Annotated in this window: 15 protein-coding genes; 10 read left to right on the top strand and 5 right to left on the bottom strand. The window is 56.1% G+C overall.

Annotated features, from left to right (window positions below):
- Nucleotides 1-9 precede the first annotated feature (9 nt).
- The gene (locus O9H85_RS35245; protein ID WP_269886033.1) at nt 10-936 is read left to right on the top strand and encodes an AEC family transporter; all 927 of its coding nucleotides are present in this window, start codon (nt 10-12) and stop codon (nt 934-936) included.
- A 7-nt stretch (nt 937-943) separates the two neighbouring features.
- Here O9H85_RS35245 and O9H85_RS35240 read toward each other — a convergent pair whose 3' ends face one another.
- From O9H85_RS35240 to O9H85_RS35230, 3 genes are all read right to left on the bottom strand, one after another.
- Nucleotides 944-1,318 carry a toprim domain-containing protein gene (locus tag O9H85_RS35240; protein ID WP_269886032.1) on the bottom strand — a complete coding sequence of 125 codons (375 nt, stop codon included), beginning with the start codon at nt 1,316-1,318 and terminating at the stop codon, nt 944-946.
- A gap of 174 nt (nt 1,319-1,492) precedes the next feature.
- Nucleotides 1,493-3,088 carry an S-layer homology domain-containing protein gene (locus O9H85_RS35235; RefSeq protein ID WP_269886031.1) on the bottom strand — a complete coding sequence of 532 codons (1,596 nt, stop codon included), beginning with the start codon at nt 3,086-3,088 and terminating at the stop codon, nt 1,493-1,495.
- 700 nt (nt 3,089-3,788) lie between these two features.
- Complete coding sequence (locus tag O9H85_RS35230) at nt 3,789-4,937, bottom strand: MFS transporter (protein WP_269886030.1); 1,149 nt, start codon at nt 4,935-4,937, stop codon at nt 3,789-3,791.
- A 116-nt stretch (nt 4,938-5,053) separates the two neighbouring features.
- Here O9H85_RS35230 and O9H85_RS35225 point away from each other — a divergent pair, with 116 nt between their 5' ends.
- The 5 genes from O9H85_RS35225 to O9H85_RS35205 all read left to right on the top strand — a co-directional run bounded on the left by O9H85_RS35225 (nt 5,054) and on the right by O9H85_RS35205 (nt 9,811).
- Entirely contained in the window at nt 5,054-5,206 is a 153-nt protein-coding gene (locus O9H85_RS35225; protein WP_269886029.1) for a hypothetical protein, read from the top strand.
- A gap of 68 nt (nt 5,207-5,274) precedes the next feature.
- Nucleotides 5,275-5,709, top strand: a complete 435-nt coding sequence (locus O9H85_RS35220) for a hypothetical protein (protein WP_409348256.1) — start codon at nt 5,275-5,277, stop codon at nt 5,707-5,709.
- A 65-nt stretch (nt 5,710-5,774) separates the two neighbouring features.
- A complete protein-coding gene (locus O9H85_RS35215) occupies nt 5,775-6,926 on the top strand; it encodes a transglutaminase domain-containing protein (protein WP_409348258.1) in 1,152 nt (383 codons plus the stop codon).
- Between the two features lie 112 nt (nt 6,927-7,038).
- On the top strand, nt 7,039-7,794 hold the full coding sequence (locus tag O9H85_RS35210; RefSeq protein WP_269886026.1) for an HAD-IA family hydrolase: 756 nt from the start codon (nt 7,039-7,041) through the stop codon (nt 7,792-7,794).
- Complete coding sequence (locus O9H85_RS35205; protein ID WP_269886025.1) at nt 7,769-9,811, top strand: peptidoglycan D,D-transpeptidase FtsI family protein; 2,043 nt, start codon at nt 7,769-7,771, stop codon at nt 9,809-9,811. Before O9H85_RS35210 ends, O9H85_RS35205 begins: the two co-directional genes overlap by 26 nt.
- An 815-nt stretch (nt 9,812-10,626) precedes the next feature.
- Here the strand turns inward: O9H85_RS35205 and O9H85_RS35200 are convergent.
- Nucleotides 10,627-11,238: a transposase gene (locus O9H85_RS35200; RefSeq protein WP_269886024.1), complete on the bottom strand. Its 612-nt coding sequence runs from the start codon at nt 11,236-11,238 to the stop codon at nt 10,627-10,629.
- A gap of 675 nt (nt 11,239-11,913) precedes the next feature.
- Nucleotides 11,914-12,762, bottom strand: a complete 849-nt coding sequence (locus O9H85_RS35195) for a sugar phosphate isomerase/epimerase family protein (protein WP_269886023.1) — start codon at nt 12,760-12,762, stop codon at nt 11,914-11,916.
- Nucleotides 12,763-12,981: 219 nt separating this feature from the next.
- On the opposite strand from O9H85_RS35195, the gene asnB reads away from it, so the two are divergent.
- The 4 genes from asnB to O9H85_RS35175 all read left to right on the top strand — a co-directional run bounded on the left by asnB (nt 12,982) and on the right by O9H85_RS35175 (nt 18,054).
- The gene (gene asnB / locus O9H85_RS35190; protein WP_269886022.1) at nt 12,982-14,859 is read left to right on the top strand and encodes an asparagine synthase (glutamine-hydrolyzing); all 1,878 of its coding nucleotides are present in this window, start codon (nt 12,982-12,984) and stop codon (nt 14,857-14,859) included.
- Nucleotides 14,860-14,935: 76 nt separating this feature from the next.
- Entirely contained in the window at nt 14,936-15,685 is a 750-nt protein-coding gene (locus O9H85_RS35185; protein ID WP_269886021.1) for a Cof-type HAD-IIB family hydrolase, read from the top strand.
- A 64-nt stretch (nt 15,686-15,749) separates the two neighbouring features.
- Entirely contained in the window at nt 15,750-16,229 is a 480-nt protein-coding gene (locus tag O9H85_RS35180) for a DUF456 domain-containing protein (protein ID WP_269886020.1), read from the top strand.
- A 181-nt stretch (nt 16,230-16,410) separates the two neighbouring features.
- On the top strand, nt 16,411-18,054 hold the full coding sequence (locus O9H85_RS35175) for a putative polysaccharide biosynthesis protein (RefSeq protein ID WP_269886019.1): 1,644 nt from the start codon (nt 16,411-16,413) through the stop codon (nt 18,052-18,054).
- The last annotated feature ends 358 nt before the right edge of the window (nt 18,055-18,412 follow it).

Genomic DNA, 18,412 nt, shown 5'->3' with positions numbered 1-18,412 from the left:
AAGGGCATCATGAATTACTTCTCATATATCTTGCTGAATAACGTCATCCCGCTTACGATCATGATTGCGCTCGGGGCGACACTTTACCGCGCCTTCAAGCTGGACATCAAGACGCTGTCGAAGCTGAATTTTTACCTGTTCTCCCCGGCCATCGTATTCAAGATGCTGTACGAGTCATCCATTTCGCTGGCTATCCTGCTGCAGACGCTGCTCTTTTTCTTTATTTACTTCGCCGCGATGTATCTTCTCGTCGAAATCGTCGTTCGCGTCCGCGGCTATCGGGGCGGGATGGTGACGGCGATGCGCAACAGCGTTATCTTTTATAACAGCGCCAACTATGCGATTCCGCTCAACCAGCTGGTGTTTGTCGGAGACGCCTTCACGCTGTCGATCCAGATCATCATTATGATGATGCAGAGCCTGCTTCCGAACACGTACGGCATTTATAGCGTCAACGCCTCGAAGAAGGCCGAACTGAAGACGATGCTGAAGACGATCCTTACCTTGCCCGTCATTTATATCATCCCGATCGCCTTCCTGATGCGGGGACTGCATATTCCGGTGCCGGGACCGGTCTATGCGCCTATCAACTATGTATCGAATGCCTTCATTGCTACGGCACTCATCACGCTGGGGGTACAGCTGGGAAGCATGAAATGGCGGCTCAACCTGTCCGATGTCATGCTCTCGAACGTCCTGCGGCTCCTGATCGGGCCCGCCGTCGGCTTCGGCATCGTCCTGCTCATGGGCATCCACGGCATTATGGCTCAAGCGCTGGTGCTGTCCTGCTCCGTTCCGACGTCGCTCTCGAGCGTCCTGATTGCGGTGGAGTATGACAACGAGCCGGAGTTTTCATCGCAGGTGGTATTTTCCTCGACGATCTTCAGTATTTTTACCGTGACGCTCGTCATCTATTTAATGAAATTCATCACTTAACCGAGCGTTAAAATCGATGCGCTTTCGGATCAAGCAGGGCCGGGTCAGGAGGGGGATATACGATGAATTCCTCCAGCCCGGCTTTTTCCAATTGCTGAATGAGGTACTCGTCCGGGGATCCCTCTACGCCGGCGTAGCCGCGGCGGGTATAGATTTGCTCGGCATCCGGGAACGTATCGCGCAGAATGCCCCGTATCTTTTTGCCGGAAGCGTCATTGTCCGTGAACAAGAACACTTCCCGGTCCTTTACCTGTTTCCTCAGGCTTTCCAGCCGCTCCGTATTCAATGAACCGAAGGTGCATAAGATCAGCACTTCCTCGCTTAGCAACCGGCGCAGCCGGCTTCTATCGTTCTTGCCTTCCACGATGATGGCGATGGACATCGATTCACCCCGCATACCTTATGATGATCATCTTCGATATGTAGTATATCCCGTTTCGGCGGCCGATCCAAGACATACGGTGCTTATAGACATAACAAAACGGCCTGGCTGACGCCAGGCCGTTCCGTAGGCGGTTGATCCGCAAGGGATCAAACCGGGGAGAGTGATACGCAATTATTCGTTGATGAAATTCGCTTTCACGAGCAGACGCTTCAGCATCGTAGCGGATTGCGCGCGAGTCGCTGTTTGACGCGGGCCGATCGTATCGTTCGTCATGCCGTCGATAATGCCTGCATCTACAGCTACGGCGATTTCATTCTTCGCCCAAACGATGCTGTTTGCATCCTTGAACTTCGCCAGAGAGGACGTACCGTTCGCTGCCGGCGCCGCGCCTGCGTAGTTCAGGGCGCGAACGACCATAGCGGCCAGTTCCTCACGGTTGATTTGGTTGTTCGGCTTGAAGGTGTTGTCTTCGTAGCCGTCGATGATCTTCGCGTTAACCGCTGCGCCAACGACGCCTGCAAACCAATCGCTGGAGGATACGTCCTTGAAGCTTGTGCTTGTGGAGGAAGTATCGAGACCCAGGGAACGAACTACAAGTGCTGCAAATTCAGCGCGCGTAATGCCGCGTTCCGGTTGGAACAGCGTATCGGTTGCGCCGTCAACGACCAGCTTGTTGGCGAGCAGCTTGATGTAGCCCTCAGCCCAATGTCCGCTGATGTCCGTGAACGATTTGTTCATCTCGATAACGGCGTACACGCTGCTGCCGTTGCGCTTGATCGTCGCATCGCTCGAAGAGAAGATTGCAGGAACGAAGCTCAGCTTCTTCGTCGTTTCGTTGTAAAGAATAGCCGTAGCTTTGGAAGCATCCACCGATTTGTTCGTCGGCAAAATGCGGCTCAGGTAGTTGTTGCCCAGATCCAGCGCTGCGGTTTTGTTATCTTTTCCAAGACCGACAATGTTGAAATCGATGATGTTGCTTGCTACGCTGCCGCCCAGAGCTTGTGCCGCCGCATAAACGCTGTCGGAAATCGATTGGGAAGCTTTGGCGATCGAAACTTTCACGATCAGGTCGTCCACGGTAGTGGATACCTTGCCGGCCAAGTCGTCGAGCTTCAGAACGGACAGCGGCAAGTTATATTGGCCGTTGGAATTTTTGATCTTCAGAAGCTTCTTGGTGTTGCCTGTATAGTTTTTCAGAGCTTTGGCAGGGAGCAAGGCAGCGTCGCCGCTCAGCGTCAGCGTGACTTCGTCATACTGATTGAGCGATTTATCCAGCTGATCCGCGTTAACGGAACCGTCGGAGTTCACGCTGATGCTTTCAGAAGCGCTCCAGCCGCCGCCACCGCCGCCTCCGCCGCCGCTGCCGCCGTTACCGGAATCGGTAGGGGTACGGTATACGGTTTCGTAAACGGAAGCATAAACGGCGCCGTTCATAAGCGGTTCAAATTTCATCCGAAGATACGGATAACCGCTGCCGATGGCATCTCTGTCGAAAGTGTAAGTATATACCCCGTTATAGACGGAGGAGTATACTGCTTGGGTTGTCGACACTTGAGAGCCGTCAGGGCTATAGAAATAAACTTGCGAATAGACATCGGCGTATACATCCGAGTATACGCTGCCGGTTACTCTTCCGTTCTTGTATACAGGCTTCGGATCTGTAACAAAGCCTGAAGTGGCCGCGAAAGCGAGTACGGGCAGCAGGATCGAGATGATCAGCATTACTGCCGTGACTTGCGCGGTTTTGCGCATAACAGCTGGCTTCATGCAAGCTTCACTCCTATTCTGTTTGACAAATAAATAATTAGTGCGATGATTGGGATTCCTAGACAATTGCAGATTCACCTCCTTCTTCCATAACAGTCCATTTAGATGATTTCGAAGCGGACACGCCTTTTGTGTCCGTCCTAGGTTAAAAATCACAAAACGTTCAGGGCTTGGTCCTTAACGTCTTAACCCGGGCGTGTCCGGATCGAAACATCGCGGCTGACCGTTATAACGCCGTTCCCATAAGCAAAGTTGCGGGGATTCCCAATCTTTATACAAAAGTACTACATTCTTGGAACCTCTGCCCTAAAAAAATTCGGACAAGTCGACTTTTCTCGACAAATTCATACTAAATGGAAAAGCCGCCCTCGAAGGGACGGCTCCAGATTGACGAGAAACCCGGATATGCTGAAAAAATGCTAAAGGTGAGGTGGGGTATACCCTGTAAGATAGCGTCGCCTTTGTTAGTTGATAAGACTTTATAAGTTTTCGCAACTTATAGCTTCGCATCAACCTTGATAAACGCGCTGGTCCTTGTAAGACAAGGACGGCGTAGCCGTTTATCCTGGTCGGAAAATGACCGCTGCATAGCGAATCAATTGAAAATTTTACGGGTAACAACAGCGGTCGGAAGGGGATACCCCACCGGGGTACCAAAAGCAGATCTCTCTATTTCATGGGCTTCTCTACAGCCTGATGGCTAAGCGCGTTCGGGCGGCGTGACAAAGGAACGGAAAGGGATCAGTGTCAGCGCGAGCATAAGAATGAGAAATGCAATAAAATAAGGAGACGTATGCGATCGGATTTGTCCGGCGACAATGGGTCCTACAAACGCTCCGACGGAGTAGGAGATGGACAGGATGGAAAAGGCGCGCCCGTACCGGTCGGCGCTGGTGACGGCGGCGAGCAAGGAGGCGATAGCCGGGAAGATGACGCCCTTGGCCATACCGATCAGGAACAACGAAACATACATCGGGAGAGGCCAATGAATGGACAGCCCGAAGAAAATGAGCGCCAGGGCCAGGCTCCCGGTCGAGGTTCGTATCAGCGGCGAAATTCGGCTGAGGAACAGCATGCTTAAGGTAACGAGCGCGCCCAGACTGACCAGAGAGAAGAAAACGCCGGAGGTGAGGATGGAGCCGTGCGTTTCCTTCATCAGAGGCAGCTCGAAGAACAGGATCCCCTGGGAGCAGGAGATGGCAAGCGGAATGCCGTAGAACAGCCAGGGGATTCCGCCGGAGCCGGCAGCGTCTTCGTCCCGGAGCCGGGAATCCGTATGCGTCGTGCTTGCAGTTTGCCGGTACTGCCGCTCCTTAATGCCGATCCAGGCCAAAAGACCTGAAAGAATAAGCCCCCATCCGAGATAAATAAACGATTGGGCGAACCCGAATTGGGCGACGAGATACGCGCCGGCTGCCGGACTCAGCACTGAGGCCATCGTGTGCACCATCCCGTTGCCCGCCATCAGCTTGCCCTGCTGAACGGGATTTTGCGCAATTTTGGCCAGCAGCGACAAACAGGCCGGCGACAGGAACGCCAGCACGAACCCGCTCACCGACCGGACGGCCAGAAGCTGCCACGGATCGGTCACCTGGGATTGTACGAGCAGCACGATTCCTGCTACAATCAGGCTGAATACGATAAAGCCTTTACTCCCGTATTTATCGACGCCGAAGCCGGCGATCAGGTTTCCGGGTAAATGCGTAAGCGAATAGACGCCGAGAATCAGTCCTATGAAAGAAGGCGCCGCACCGAGGGAAATGGCGAACGGGGACAGAATCGGATATTGCGCGTGCAGATCGAAGAACGCGACGAACATGAACAGATAAAGCCACACCGCGGTTTTCACGAATGATTTCACCTCAAATCCGAATAGTGGTTGTCCTTTATATAGAGGTACTCTATATATTTACGGCCCGGGCGGGAGAGATAGTACAAGTTTCTGGAAGGGAATGGGGAGCGGGAATGGATTCATTCATTTGGCTTATACTGATCGTCATCCTGCTGACGGTTTTCTTGCGGCTGAGATCAACCTATCGAAAGACGAGAAGGATGAACCGTGCGGAGGAAATTGGGCAGAAGCTGGCAGAACTGCGAAAAAAAAGGGATGAAGAATAGCACCCGGTTGTTGTATGATGTGAGGTATATGAAGTATACATAACGTATGCTTAAAGGGAGAGATGGTCTTGGAGTTTATTAGCGCGTTCCTCGCCGATCGGTGGTACATTCTGCTGATCGCCTTCGTCGTATTATTTCTTGTCATCCGGATTGTCAAAACGGTAATCAAGTGGGTCATTGTACTGGCCGTGCTGGCCGGGGTAATATTTTACGGCGCCAGCTACAAGGACCAGCTCCTCCAGATCGGCACGACGGTCGGCGGCAAGGTGGCGGAGGATGCAAAAGCGCAGGCGCTCAAGCTGATTTCGAACGAAGCGAAGGACGCACAGTACAAGCAAAATGCGGACGGCTCCTTCACGGTATCGACCAAGAGCGTCAAGCTGACGGGAAAGCCGGGGGCGGGCGACGTTCAACTGACGTTCATGAACCAGACGTTTACGGTGAAAGCGGAAGAGATGCTGAATGCGCTCATCGAACAGGCGAAGAATAACGCCAAGATGTAGACGAGAGAGCGAAAGAAAAAAATAAGAGCTGCCGGAAAATAGGCGCGGGAGGAGGAGTACCTATGATTAATGGATGGAATGTATCGGAGCTGAATGGGGTCACGGTCGCGATTGTCGTCATCCTGGCCTTTTCCGTTATCCAAGGCTTGCTGAGAGGGGCTTCCTCCTCCGCGAAGCATCTCGCCTTGATGGTGACCGAGGGCGCTGTCACGCTGCTGAGCCTGTTCCTTGCCTGGGAGCTGACCTCGTGGCTGTCGCCTAAGGTTCAGGCTTGGCTTACCGGCCTGGACATCATCATACCGTCTGCAGAGCTAAGCTTCTGGAAGCAATTGTATTATACGGCGGCCACCGGGCTGAGGGATTTCTCGCTGCTGAGGTACAGCGTCCTGTTCGTGCTAGGCTACGGCTTGATCAAGCAGGTCGTATACCGCATCATCGATCCGCTGGCGGATGGCTGGCTGTCCCACCATTGGGGAGCGCAGGATGCTGCGCGCAGAGGCAAGCCGTCGCTGCTCAGCAGTCTGATCGGAGGCGTTCTAGGCGCCGTGACCGGGCTTGGGCGCGTCTTGATGGTCGTGGCGGTGCTGTTCATTTTCACGACGCTGTTCCCGCAGACGCCGGCGGCAGCCTATATCGGAGCTTCCTCCTTGTACCAGAAGGGAGCTACCCAGGTGATCAAGCCTGTCACGGGCGATTTCATTGCCAGCCGGCTGCCGGTGTTCACCCGTGCGGTGGAGCAGGAGTTCAGCAACATTCTGCAGCGCAAATATGAGGTTGTCGATGCCAACGTTCCCCAGGATATCGCGCTGGCGGCGAAGCAGGTAACGGCCAAGGGCTCCACGGACGAGGAAAAGGCGAAGCTGCTGTATCGATGGGTCGGGACCCGGATATCGTACGACTGGGATAAAGTCAATCTGTATGAGACTCAGCACATATGGAAGGAACAGACGCCGCAGGATACGTTTAACACGAAGAAGGGCGTCTGTATCGATTATTCCCGGCTGTATGCCGTGATGGCCCGATCCGTCGGGCTTGAGGTGAAGGTGGTGACGGGGCTCGGCTATGACGGTCTCGGCGGCTATGGCCCGCATGCCTGGAACGAGGTTTACCTCTCGGAGCAGAAGAAATGGGTGCCGCTGGATTCGACATGGGTCGCAAGCGGTGGCAATTGGTTCAATCCGCCGCATTTTCAGGATACGCATATCAAGGAAGCTTAAGGCATGCCGGAAGCCGTCCGCTGGATGGGAATTCCGGCTTTTCTATTGGCGGGGTAGTTGTGGTAAACTGTTACGGGAGAGTAGGAATCAGGAGAGGTGTAAGTGAAACCATATGCGTCCAAAAGCGTTACACGAATATAAAGCGATCTTTTTCGATGTTGGCGATACGTTAATGACGATTCCCGCCGCAAGTCATGTGATGCGCGGTTATCTGGCGGCGCGGGATGTTCACCGGGGCGAGGAGCGGATCGGTGAACTTTTTACCGAGGCGTTTCGTCTATTTTATTATGGCAAGCAGCCGGGACCTTTCGAGGTATGCACGCCGGAATCGGACCGGGCGTTCTGGATGAAGCTGTATCATTACCTTCTGCAGAAGCTGGGCGTGCATGAAGAGAATTGGACGGACGAACAGATCCGCGCCAGCTGCCTTGAGCTGTACAACCTATTTACGTCTCCGGAGCATTACGGGCTGTTCGAGGATGTGGAGGAAAGCATTCGGGCGCTGAAGGCGAAGGGCTTTCGTCTCGGCATCATTTCCAACTTCGCCCCGACGCTGAAGTCCATCCTGGAGCACAAAGGGATTCTGCATCATTTCGACCCGGTCATCGTGTCGACGGAAGTGGGGCTCGAGAAGCCCGATCCGGAGATTTTCCGGCTCGCCCTGCGGGAATCGGGACTGGCTCCCGGTGAGGTGCTTTATGTGGGCGACCACGACCGCAACGACATTTGGGCGCCGAACCAGGCCGGCATCGATGCGGTGAAGATCAAGCGTTATGATTACCACAGCGGGGAAGGGATTCATTCCCTTCGGGAATTATGGGAAGAAGGGAGAAGCCCGAGCTATGAAAAAACAGCTGTCGATGGATGATCCTCAGAAGTATGAAGCCAACAAACGTCGGCAGTTCACGCTGCGCGTCAACATTTTTTTCTTTTGCACTTTTTTTCTGTTTTCCGTACTGATCGTAAGACTCGCGGTGCTGCAGTTCGTGGATGGGAAGGAGCTTAAGGCGCAGAAGGCGGACCTGGGCACGCGCTCGACGCCGATCCCCCCGATCCGCGGCAATATTTTCGACCGGCAGCACTACCCGATCGCTTACACAACGTCGACGCAATCGCTCTATTTCCGGATCGAGTCGCCCCAGAATAAGGACGATGTCGTCGCGCTCGCCAAGAAGCTGGCGGATATTTTCGCCAAATACGGCGATCCCAAGCAGAAGCAGCTGTCGCCGGAGGATATCATCAAGGAAATGGACGTCGGTTACGACATCAACAAGGCGAAGACGACGGAACCGAGCTATTATGCGGTGCCCCGGAGAATCAAGGCCGGCCTGTCCCAGAACGAAATGGCCTATATTATGGAGCATCGCGACGAGTTGAAATGGCTCGAAATCATCGAGGAGAGCATCCGGACTTACGATCCGAAGCCGATCGCCGTACAGCTCGTAGGCTACATGAGGCCGTACTCCGCGGCAAGAACGTCCAACCTGGAATTATACAAGAATAAAGATAAGACGACGGGCTATCTGGAAACGGAGGACGTCGGCTTCGACGGCATCGAGCTGATGTACCAGGAGCAGCTGCGGGGCCAAAACGGCGCGAAGTCGTATCCGGTCAATGCGACGCAAAAAATCGTGGGCCGGGTCGAAGTGACGAAGCCGGAGAAGGGGGACAATCTGTTCCTCACCATTGACAAGGATGTACAGCGCGCGACCGAGCAGGCCATCCTCGATCAGCTCAAATGGCTGAAGTCGCCGGAGGCGCTAAGCAATCCTTACGCGAACCGCGGACGCAACGCCGTTGCCGGTTACGCCGTAGCGATGGAAGTCGATACGGGGAAGGTTGTGGCTATGGCGAGCATGCCGGACTACGATCCGTCCGTCTGGTCCGGGGGCATTCCGAAAAGCGAATACGACCGCATTCAGCCGTTCGTCAACAACGGAACCATCACGACGGCTTATCCGGATTATCCGGAGAAGGAGCGCGGCAAGCATCCGTCCTCCATCGTGTACATGGGCTCCACGATCAAGCCGCTCTCGGTGCTTGTCGGGATGAAGGAAGGCTTGATTACGCCGACTTCGCCTTATAACGATACGGGGTCGTTCACCTTCGGTAAAGACAATTCGAAAATCTCGAACTCCGATTCGGCCGCTTACGGGATGCTGACCGCCTGGTCGGCCGTCTGGCACTCCTCCAATACCTTCATGTCCGCCATGATCGGCAACCCGCTGGCGATGCGGGACGGCCAGAAAGCGCCGGATATTTGGGCTTCGTACCTTGCCAAGTTCGGATTGGGCGTATTGACGGGAAGCGGGCTTCCGAGAGAGTATCCGGGCCTCAACGAGTTCAAAACCAATACCAAGGAATCGATTCAGTCCCGGATGGTCTACGCTTCGTGGGGACAGAACGAGAAATATACGACGCTTCAGCTGGCCCAGTATGCCACGACGCTGGCGACGAAGGGCAAGCGGCTGCAGCCGCTGCTCGTCGACCGGGTAGAAACCTACGAAGGCAAGATGATTCAAAAATTCGACCAGCCGATCGTGCTGGACGAAAGCAATTTCCCGAACGCTTATTGGGACAGCGTGTATAAAGGAATGCAGCTCGTCAGCGTGAATAACTTCTTCGACGGCTTCCCGTACAGCTTCGCCAGGAAGACGGGTACCTCGACGCAGAGCATTGCCGGCAAGGACGTCGATAACGCCGTATTCGTCGCCTTTGCGCCGGTGGAGAAGCCGAAGCTGGCCGTGGCCGTCGTCGTGCCCGAGGGCGGATTCGGCTCTTGGGGAGCGGCGCCGATCGCACGCAAAATCTTCGACGCTTACGATCAATATTACGGTCTCGACGATAAAGGTCCGAAAGGCCCGAAGACGGGAACGACCCCGTAAGAAAAGCATGCTGCTAATAGGTGAAAGAACAATGAGAATCTCCCGTATGCGGAGATTCTTTTTTGTTGCAAGCATTTTAGGAAGGAAACAGCTCCGCATGAAATCAGCGGTTGGGAGGTGGGATGCAAGCTGGCAGGAGCTTTGGGCATTGATCGACACTGCTACGATGGCAGGTTCAGTAGCTGTATGCTTGGTTCACTAGTTGAATCTTTTGTTCACAGTTGCATCCTTGGGTTCACTTCCGCCCGTTGGTCGAGGGAATTCATGCGTTTATAGTGAACCCGGGTTCATTACAACTGAACCTGGGTTCACTGATATGAACGAAACCTGCAACTCTTAGCACGTAGTCAGCTATTTTTTGCGCACCAAACTAAAGCCTGTCAAGTGCCTTCCTTTACAGGCTGCCACTTTAGTCGTTCACACTTTTGTTCATGTCCAGCATGAAATGCTGGGCTCGCCACACGGCGAGTGACGGGGTGCAGGGGATGTAATCCCCTGCGTTTCCCCCTTTTAGGGGGACGGAAGAGGGTCATGTTTCCACTTCATTCCTTGGCACGAAGGCAAAGGATTTACGCCGGTTGGCATACTGATATTCGTGGGCTGGTTACCACAAGTTATTTGGATACGTCCAGAGAGCTTTCTGCTAACTACAGTCGAAGGTACGTATAAGCCCGCTATTGGGGGCATTACCTTATTACAAGTGAACCACGCAGGTTGTTCTCTCTGCCTTAATAACTTTGCCTCCGCGCCAAAAAATGAAGCAGATGTTGAATCAACTCCTTCTCTTTTTGAGTTGTATTTTTCGGGGACATATCTTAAGAGGAAAAGGAGCTTCTTGCTTTTTCCTTCTCGAACTCCGTCGCAATGGCCCATACAAACCCGGCCAATTCCCTCGCAATGGCTGCCGCGATCGCTCCTTTATGCTTATTGCGATGGAGCATCGTTTTATATTTCTTATGGAGCCGATTTTGGGCCTTCCAGGAGATGGCCTGAATGGCGGGAGACAATCCATTTAGGCGCCTACGCATGGTGAGTCGGACGGCCGGCGAATATCTGTAACTCCATGCGGCTTCGGTGAGCACTCTACGGATGTGACTATTTCCCGCTTTCGTGATCCCGCCTTGCCAGCGCCGGTCACCGGAAGAGTTTTCGCTAGGAACCAATCCCGAGTAACTCATTAAAAACTTGGGATGAAGGAACCTGCTTCCGATGTTTCCTATTTCAGAAGCCATCGTGACCGCTGTCAGTTCTCCGATTCCGCGTAATCCCTGCAGTACCTGCACGAGAGGGGCTTGATGTCCAGTTTGGGCTTGGTTACTGATTTCCTTTTCCAGTCGTTTCATCCGTTCTTGTGCTTCAATAATGGACTGACGGTACTCCTGAAATGTCAGCCTGAGGCATTCATCGGTAAATCTCAAAGTATCCAACCAGGCCTCGTATGCGGGCTAGCGCGGATTTCGAAGCGTTAGTGAACCAGAGGGCGCAACTAGCGCCCCCAGGTTCACTAGTTGTACCCTGTGGTTCACTACCGCTGTTGGCCGAGGGGACACACGCGTTCTAGTGAACCCGGGTTCATTACAACTGAACTTGGGTTCACTATAAACGGGGCTAGCGCGGATTTCGAAGTTTTACTGAACCTGGGTTCACTAAGCAAGGCCTGTTCTAACATCAGCAGGTTGCAGGTTGTGGTAGATTCGGGCGCATAAATTAAGTCCTGACTCCTAAAGCCTTTGGGGCTATGAGAGGAATTAGAATGACGAGTTCTTCCTGGAAAAGATTCTGGAAGACACTGCTTTTCTGGGGGCTTGTTGCGGGAGTAGGCACTGCGGTTAGCGCGATGCTGAGGGGCTTTTAAGAACTTGACCGCATGGAAGAAACCAAAGCGAAACGTCAAGAGGGACGGTGTGACTATGGGATACGCAGCCCATCGGAACGTTGTCGAAGCAGCAGCTTCAAGCCTACGGGGAATGGAACGGATGGGTGATGATCGAGAGCTGGGTGGGTCAGGTATGGATCGCTCCAAGTGCTCTTTAAAACTAACAGAGGCCGATTCGCTATGTTCAGCGAATCGACCTCTGTTTATTTCCTGGGAAAGAATAGCGCTACTCCAGTCCTGCGGCGGAGAACACCTTGGCGAACGCTTGCTGCGACTTGGCGAACAGCTCCTCGGCCGGGGCCGTCAGGGGCTGCGGCGTCAATATTTCTTGAGATACCACGCCCGTGTAGCCAATGGCCTGCAGCCCTCTCAGGAAGTCGGTCAAAGGAATCACACCTTCCCCCGGATAGAGCCTGTCGTTGTCGAGCGCTTCCGCCACCGGTACGTCGCGGGCGTCGTTGATGTGCACATGGACGATCTGCCTAGCGTCTAGCTTCAGGATATCCTCGTAGCCGGCTTCCGACGTGTACCAGTGGTAGGCGTCGAACAGCAGGCCTACGTTGCTTTTGCCGATGGCGCCGATCCAGTCCAGTGTGGTCGGAATATCCCATATGAACGGATTCGCCCAGCGCGTGCGCAGATGATGCGGGCCGACGAACTCGAGGCCGAACCGGATGCCGTAAGCTTCGAGAATTTCCGCGCATGTCCGAAGGCGGCGGGTGGCGACAGCCATAAATCGCGCTGCCGGATAATCTGTCGAAGGCAGGACGTAGGTGCAGCAGCGGGTAACCCCAAGCTGGGAAGCGGCCTCCGCATCCTTCACCAGCCGGTGTAGACCTTCACGGAATTTCTCTTCGTTGTGCCTCCATTCGGCGGATAGGCCGATCGAGCCGATCTGCACCCCCTGCTCCCGAAGCCGCTCGTTCACCCGCTCGGCTCCCGCGGCGGAAATCCATGCCTCCAGCTCCCCTCCGCCGGCGTCGACCGCTCCGAAGCCGTAACGGGAAGCGAGGCGGACGAAATCCTCCAAGGAACCGGCTTGGCCGATACCCGCTCTGGTAATCCCTTTGATCATATGGAATCGCTCCTTTACTGTGGACTCTTCTATGCTCAAATCATAATTCAGCGGCTTCCGCGCCGTCTAGTCGGAAAAAGCGACATGCCTAAGGGAAGACGGCAGGCGCGGGGCGCGCGGACAGATTCATTTTCAGAATGCCTAGTTTGTATGGTATACTAGTGTATCGACCGAGAGTCTACCCTTGAAAGCGGATATTTTGGAGGAGGCAGCAATTCTATGTGCGGTATTACCGGAGCGATGTATTTTGAAGACAGAGAACCCTCCGAGTCTATGCTTAAAAACATGACGGACGTGATCATACACCGGGGCCCGAACGATTTCGGCTACTGGAGCGAGAACCGGATCGGACTCGGCTTCCGCAGGCTGTCGATCATCGACATTCAGGAAGGGCATCAGCCGATGGCCAATGAAGACGATTCGGTATGGATTGTATTTAACGGTGAGATCTATAACTATAAATATTTGCGGGACATGCTTCAGGCCAAAGGCCACCGGTTCAAAACGCACAGTGATACCGAGGTCATCGTGCACCTGTACGAGGAGTTCGGGGAGGACTGCGTGAAGCAGCTCCGCGGGATGTTCGGCTTCGTCATCTGGGACCGGAGAAAGAAGCGGCTGTTCGGAGCGAGGGATCATTTCGGGATCAAGCCGTTCTATTATTACAACGACGGGCGGCGGTTCCTGTTCGGTTCGGAGATCAAGAGCATTCTGGCGGCTGGCGGGGTCGAGCGGACCATCAATTCGGAGAGTCTGCTGAATTACTTGACCTTTCAATACGTGCCGGAGCCGTCCACGATGTTCCGGGGCATCCATAAGCTGCCGCCGGGCCATTATGTGACCGTATCCTATGACGGAGACATGTCGATCCGCCGGTACTGGGATCCGATGCTGGCGCCGGAGGAGCGTCCGTTCGAGGAATGCGTGGAGCAGATCCGCGAGACGCTGCGCGATTCGGTCGTGCATCATATGCAGAGCGACGTAGAGCGGGGCTGCTTCCTGTCGAGCGGCATCGATTCCACGGCGATTGCGGCGCATATGCGGTCCATCGAGCCGATCCGGACGTTCTCAGTCGGCTTCGAGGGCGCGAACAACGAGACGGTGATCGCAAGGCAGACCGCGCAGGCGCTCGATACGGAGCATTACGATAAAATCATTACGCGCGAGGATTACTTCGCTACGCTGCCGAAGGCCGTCTGGCATCAGGACGAGCCTGTCGCCGATCCTTCGGCGATCGCGCTGTACCATGTGGCGCAGCTGGCCCGGGAGCACGTGACGGTCGTGCTCTCCGGCGAAGGCGCCGACGAGCTGTTCGGCGGCTACCGCATCTACTGCGAGCCGGGCTCCCTCGCACCGGTGGAGCGGCTGCCGCACGGCGTGAAGCGGATGCTTCACGCGCTGGCCCGCCTCCTGCCGGAGGGGATGTACGGCCGCAGCTATTTGCTGCGGGGAACGACGCCGCTCGAGCAGCGGTTCCTCGGGAACGCGAAGATTTTTACCGAGGACATGAAGGCGGAAGTGGTGCGGGCGGACCGCGAGATGCTGCGCAGCTACCGCAACCCGTTCCAGGTGGCGAAGACCTTTTATGATAAATCGCTGCATCTGGATCCCGTATCGCGCATGCAGTACATCGATATGAATCTGTGGCTGCCCGGCGACATCCTGATGAAGGCGGACAAAATGACGATGGCTCACTCGCTGGAGCTGCGCGTGCCGTTCCTGGACGTGGAGCTGTACGAGGTGTCCCGCCGCATTCCGGCCAAGTACCGGATCGCCGAGGGAACGACGAAGTATGTGTTCCGCAAAGCGATGGAAGGGGTCATCCCCGATTTTATCTTGAACCGGCCGAAGCTGGGCTTCCCGGTGCCGATGAAGGACTGGCTGAAGGGCCCGCAGGGCAAGACGGTGCTGGAGCAAATCGCTGGCAGCGGGATCGAGGATTACTTCCGCATGGAGGCGGTGGAAGCGATGATGAGCCGTCATCAAAGCGGACAAGGCGATTATGCCCGCCGCATCTGGACAATTTACATGTTTGCCCTGTGGCACACGACGTATATGGAAGAGCTGCCGGACCGCACCTTGGCGGCGGCACTGTAAACGGCGCGGTCCGCATGCCGCGAATCCGGCGGATGCAATGCGCATCGAAGTAAAGATGAGGGGGTTAACCGATCCGATGTCTCATAAACAATATAAATTGCTTGCCCTCGATATGGACGGCACGCTGCTTACGGAAGATAAGCTCATCTCCCAGGAGAACAAGGCCGCGATCCGGGAGGCGGAGGATGCCGGGGCGACCGTCATGTTCTCCACGGGACGGGGTATTCAGAACGTGCTCACTTACGTGGAGGAGCTGCAGCTAAAATCTCCCATCGTCACGGTCAATGGCAGCGAAGTATGGAAGGCCCCGGGGGAGCTGCTTTTGCGCCACCGGCTGGATACCGGTCTCCTACGCCGTATGCACGGCCTTGCCGTCTATTATGACACCTGGTTCTGGGCCTACAGCGTCGGGGATGTATACAACAAGGAACGGTGGATTTCGGAACCGGAAATCGACGGCAAGGAATGGCTCAAATTCGGATTCTATACCGAGAATGAGGAAAGCCTGAGCGCCATCCGCAAGGAGCTCGAAAGCTGGGAATCGCTGGAAATCACGAATTCGCATCCCGCTAACCTGGAGCTGAATCCGAAAGGGATCAGCAAGGCCAGCGGCCTCGAGCAGGTATGCGGTCTGCTGGGCTTAACGATGGCGCAGGTGATCGCGATGGGTGACAGCCTGAACGACGTATCGATGATTCGCGCGGCCGGTCTCGGTGTCGCCATGGGGAACGCCCAGGACGAGGTCAAACAGCTGGCCGACGTCGTGACCGTCAGCAATGAAGAGCATGGCGTAGCGCGCATTATTCGGGAGTATCTCCTGGGATAAGACGGACTTCGTCCGGGAGTACATTCTTTGGCAAGAGGGTGCCTCGAAAGGATCGTGAAGCGATATGGCGATCACCGCTTGGATTCTCGTCATCGTGCTGTTCGTCGTTGGAATGGCGGGGGCGGTTTACCCGGTGCTTCCGGGCGCCCTGGCCATCTACGGGGCATTCTTCGTCTACGGCTGGATGATCGGCTTTGGGCCGCTCGGGTTCTGGTTCTGGCTGATCCAGACGACGATCGCGGCCGTCTTGATGATCGCTGATTATGCGGTCAGCGCGCTCGGGGTGAAGCGGTTCGGCGGCAAGCGCGCCTCGGTTGTCGGAAGCACGGTCGGACTGCTGCTCGGTCCGTTCGTCATTCCCGTCGCCGGGCTCCTGATCGGCCCGTTCCTTGGCGCCGTCGCCGGCGAGCTCGCCACCGGGACGGAGCTGCGCCAGGCGCTCAGGGCCGGTATCGGGGCGCTGGTCGGCTTTTTCTCGGGGATGCTCGTGAAAGTGGCGCTGCAGCTGCTCATGATCGCCGTGTTCTTGATCTGGGTGCTGTAACCAAGGTCCGCGAAGGGCAGAGATTACGCTGCGACTCGCAGGGAGACCGGGGCGGGAGCTTCAGATCGGCCCCGGTCCGCCTGACCGCTTGACTGTCGCCGTCCGCCATTTTTAGCATGAGACTGCGGACAGACGATGGGGTCGCATCAACAGCAAGCTTTAGGGGAAGAAGGGAACATGGGTGTCCAAGGACTCATTAGTTAAAGGTACTTTAATATTAACCATAGCGGCATTGGTGGCGCGGGCGCTCGGCGTCGTGCAGCGGGTGCCGCTTGTTTATTTGCTTCAGGAAAAAGGGATGGCCTGGTACGGTCTGTCGTTCAATCTGTATTCGGTGCTGCTCGTCGTGGCAACGGCCGGGGTACCCAGCGCGCTCAGCAAAATGATCTCCGAGCGCACGGCGCTCGGACGGATCGCCGAAGCCGAGCGGGTATACAGTGCCGCGGCGCTGTTCTCGCTCGGAGCCGGCATCGTCATGACGGCATTCCTTTACGCCCTGGCGCCGTTCAGCGCACGGATCGCGGGTCTGCCCGAGGCGACGGGCGCGATCCGTGCACTCGCCCCGGCGCTGCTCCTGTTTCCGCTCATCGCGATCATGCGGGGCTACTTCCAAGGGCGGCAGAACATGCTGCCGAACGGGCTGTCGCAGATCATCGAGCAAATTTTCCGCGTCGCCGCATCCGTTCTATTCGCCTACCTGCTGCTCGGCCGCGGGCTCGAATGGGCGGCGGCCGGCGCGTCCTTCGGCGGGGTGGCCGGCAGCATCGCGGCGGTAGCCGTCATGCTGTTCTACGCACGCAAGCTGCGCCGTTCCGAGGCGCAGAGGACCCTGGCCGAGCCGGGTTCGGAAGTGCTGACTTACCGCACGATCTATCGCCAATTGTTCGGATTATCGATCCCGATCGTCATCTTTTCCGTTACCGTAACGCTCATCTATACCATCGATTCCATGCTCGTCACGCCGCTGCTTCAAGGGACCGTCGGACGGGACCAGGCGACCGAGCTGCTTGGCATTCTGAGCGGCCGGGCGCAGTCGCTGGCCGGCATCCCAATCATTCTCGCGGTAGCGCTCAGCCAGTCCATCGTGCCGATCATCTCGGCGGCTTATTCCAAGAAGGACCTCCCGCAGGTCGCCGGCCAAACGAGCCGCGTGCTCCAGCTGGCGATTTTGTCCGGCCTTCCGGCCGTACTGGTCATCTGCGTGGCGGCAAGGCCGATCAACGGCTTTATCTTCGGCAACACGACCGGATCGGCCGTCGTCGATGCTCACGCGGCGCCGATCATTATCGCGCTGACGGTCAGCGCGATCTTCCAGATCGTCATGCAGACCTCAGGGGCCGTGCTCATGGGGATGGGACGGATGCGCATTCTCGTCTGGGCCGTCGTCGTCGGTATCGCCGTGAAGCTGATCGGAAGCTATGCGCTTGCCCCGCTGTTCGGTATTTACGGAATCATCGGCGCCACGGCGCTGTGCTTCGTCGTCATGACTGCACTGAACGTGTACACGCTCAAGAAGGAAGTGTCCTTCCGCATCCTCCGCTTCAGCCGCTGGACCGGTCTTGCGCTCACCACGATCGTCATCGCCGCTCTCGGTTTCGGACTGGATCGTCTGTGCAGCACGTATGTTCATCCGTTCGGAACGCTTCGCTGGGATGACATGGTACAGAGTGTCATCCAGTGCGCCGTTGCGGCCGCCGCGTATCCTCTGCTGCTGCTGCTGACCCGGACGCTCACCTTAAGCGACCTGGAGAGCTTGCCCGGACCGCTGCGCCGGCTGGCCGGTCCGGTTCTGCGAAGGCTCGGCCGCTCGGCGCAGGCTCAGTAAGCGGCGGGTATGCCGCAAATCAAGAGCAAGCTAGAGGAACCGAACGGCTTCCAAGCCACCCGCGTCCTTCATCCGTTTCTAAGCCCTGTCAGCCTGCCGCCTTCCCCTTCAGGGGAAGACGGTCCGGCGGGCAGGGCTTTTTCCGTTGAGCGTGCCCAGAGGCACGCATCTTCTTGCCGGTGAAAGTCCGGTCGCGGGAGGGACCAAGCCCCCGCGTAGCTAGGATGCCTACGTATAGCGAAAGCAGTACGTAGAAGCGCATCGACGGAAGTACCTGTCAGAGACAGGGCAAGCAACATGCCAGGCCGTAACATAAAGTGAATCCTGCCGCGTCGTTAAAAAGGCCTCGCAAGAGGGA

Origin of the sequence: Paenibacillus gyeongsangnamensis (assembly GCF_027533625.1) — a bacterium.
GTDB lineage: Bacteria > Bacillota > Bacilli > Paenibacillales > NBRC-103111 > Paenibacillus_G > Paenibacillus_G gyeongsangnamensis.
Note: the sequence above shows the minus strand (reverse complement) of the source record. Positions and strands in the feature narration are given on the sequence as shown.

Excerpts from the sequence above, each read along its gene's own strand:
- O9H85_RS35245 (WP_269886033.1), top strand. The coding sequence starts at position 10 with ATGAATTACTTCTCATATATCTTGCTGAATAACGTCATCCCGCTTACG.
- O9H85_RS35240 (WP_269886032.1), bottom strand. The coding sequence starts at position 1,318 with ATGTCCATCGCCATCATCGTGGAAGGCAAGAACGATAGAAGCCGGCTG.
- O9H85_RS35235 (WP_269886031.1), bottom strand. The coding sequence starts at position 3,088 with ATGAAGCCAGCTGTTATGCGCAAAACCGCGCAAGTCACGGCAGTAATG.
- O9H85_RS35225 (WP_269886029.1), top strand. The coding sequence starts at position 5,054 with ATGGATTCATTCATTTGGCTTATACTGATCGTCATCCTGCTGACGGTT.
- O9H85_RS35210 (WP_269886026.1), top strand. The coding sequence starts at position 7,039 with ATGCGTCCAAAAGCGTTACACGAATATAAAGCGATCTTTTTCGATGTT.
- O9H85_RS35205 (WP_269886025.1), top strand. The coding sequence starts at position 7,769 with ATGAAAAAACAGCTGTCGATGGATGATCCTCAGAAGTATGAAGCCAAC.
- O9H85_RS35195 (WP_269886023.1), bottom strand. The coding sequence starts at position 12,762 with ATGATCAAAGGGATTACCAGAGCGGGTATCGGCCAAGCCGGTTCCTTG.
- asnB (WP_269886022.1), top strand. The coding sequence starts at position 12,982 with ATGTGCGGTATTACCGGAGCGATGTATTTTGAAGACAGAGAACCCTCC.
- O9H85_RS35185 (WP_269886021.1), top strand. The coding sequence starts at position 14,936 with ATGTCTCATAAACAATATAAATTGCTTGCCCTCGATATGGACGGCACG.
- O9H85_RS35180 (WP_269886020.1), top strand. The coding sequence starts at position 15,750 with ATGGCGATCACCGCTTGGATTCTCGTCATCGTGCTGTTCGTCGTTGGA.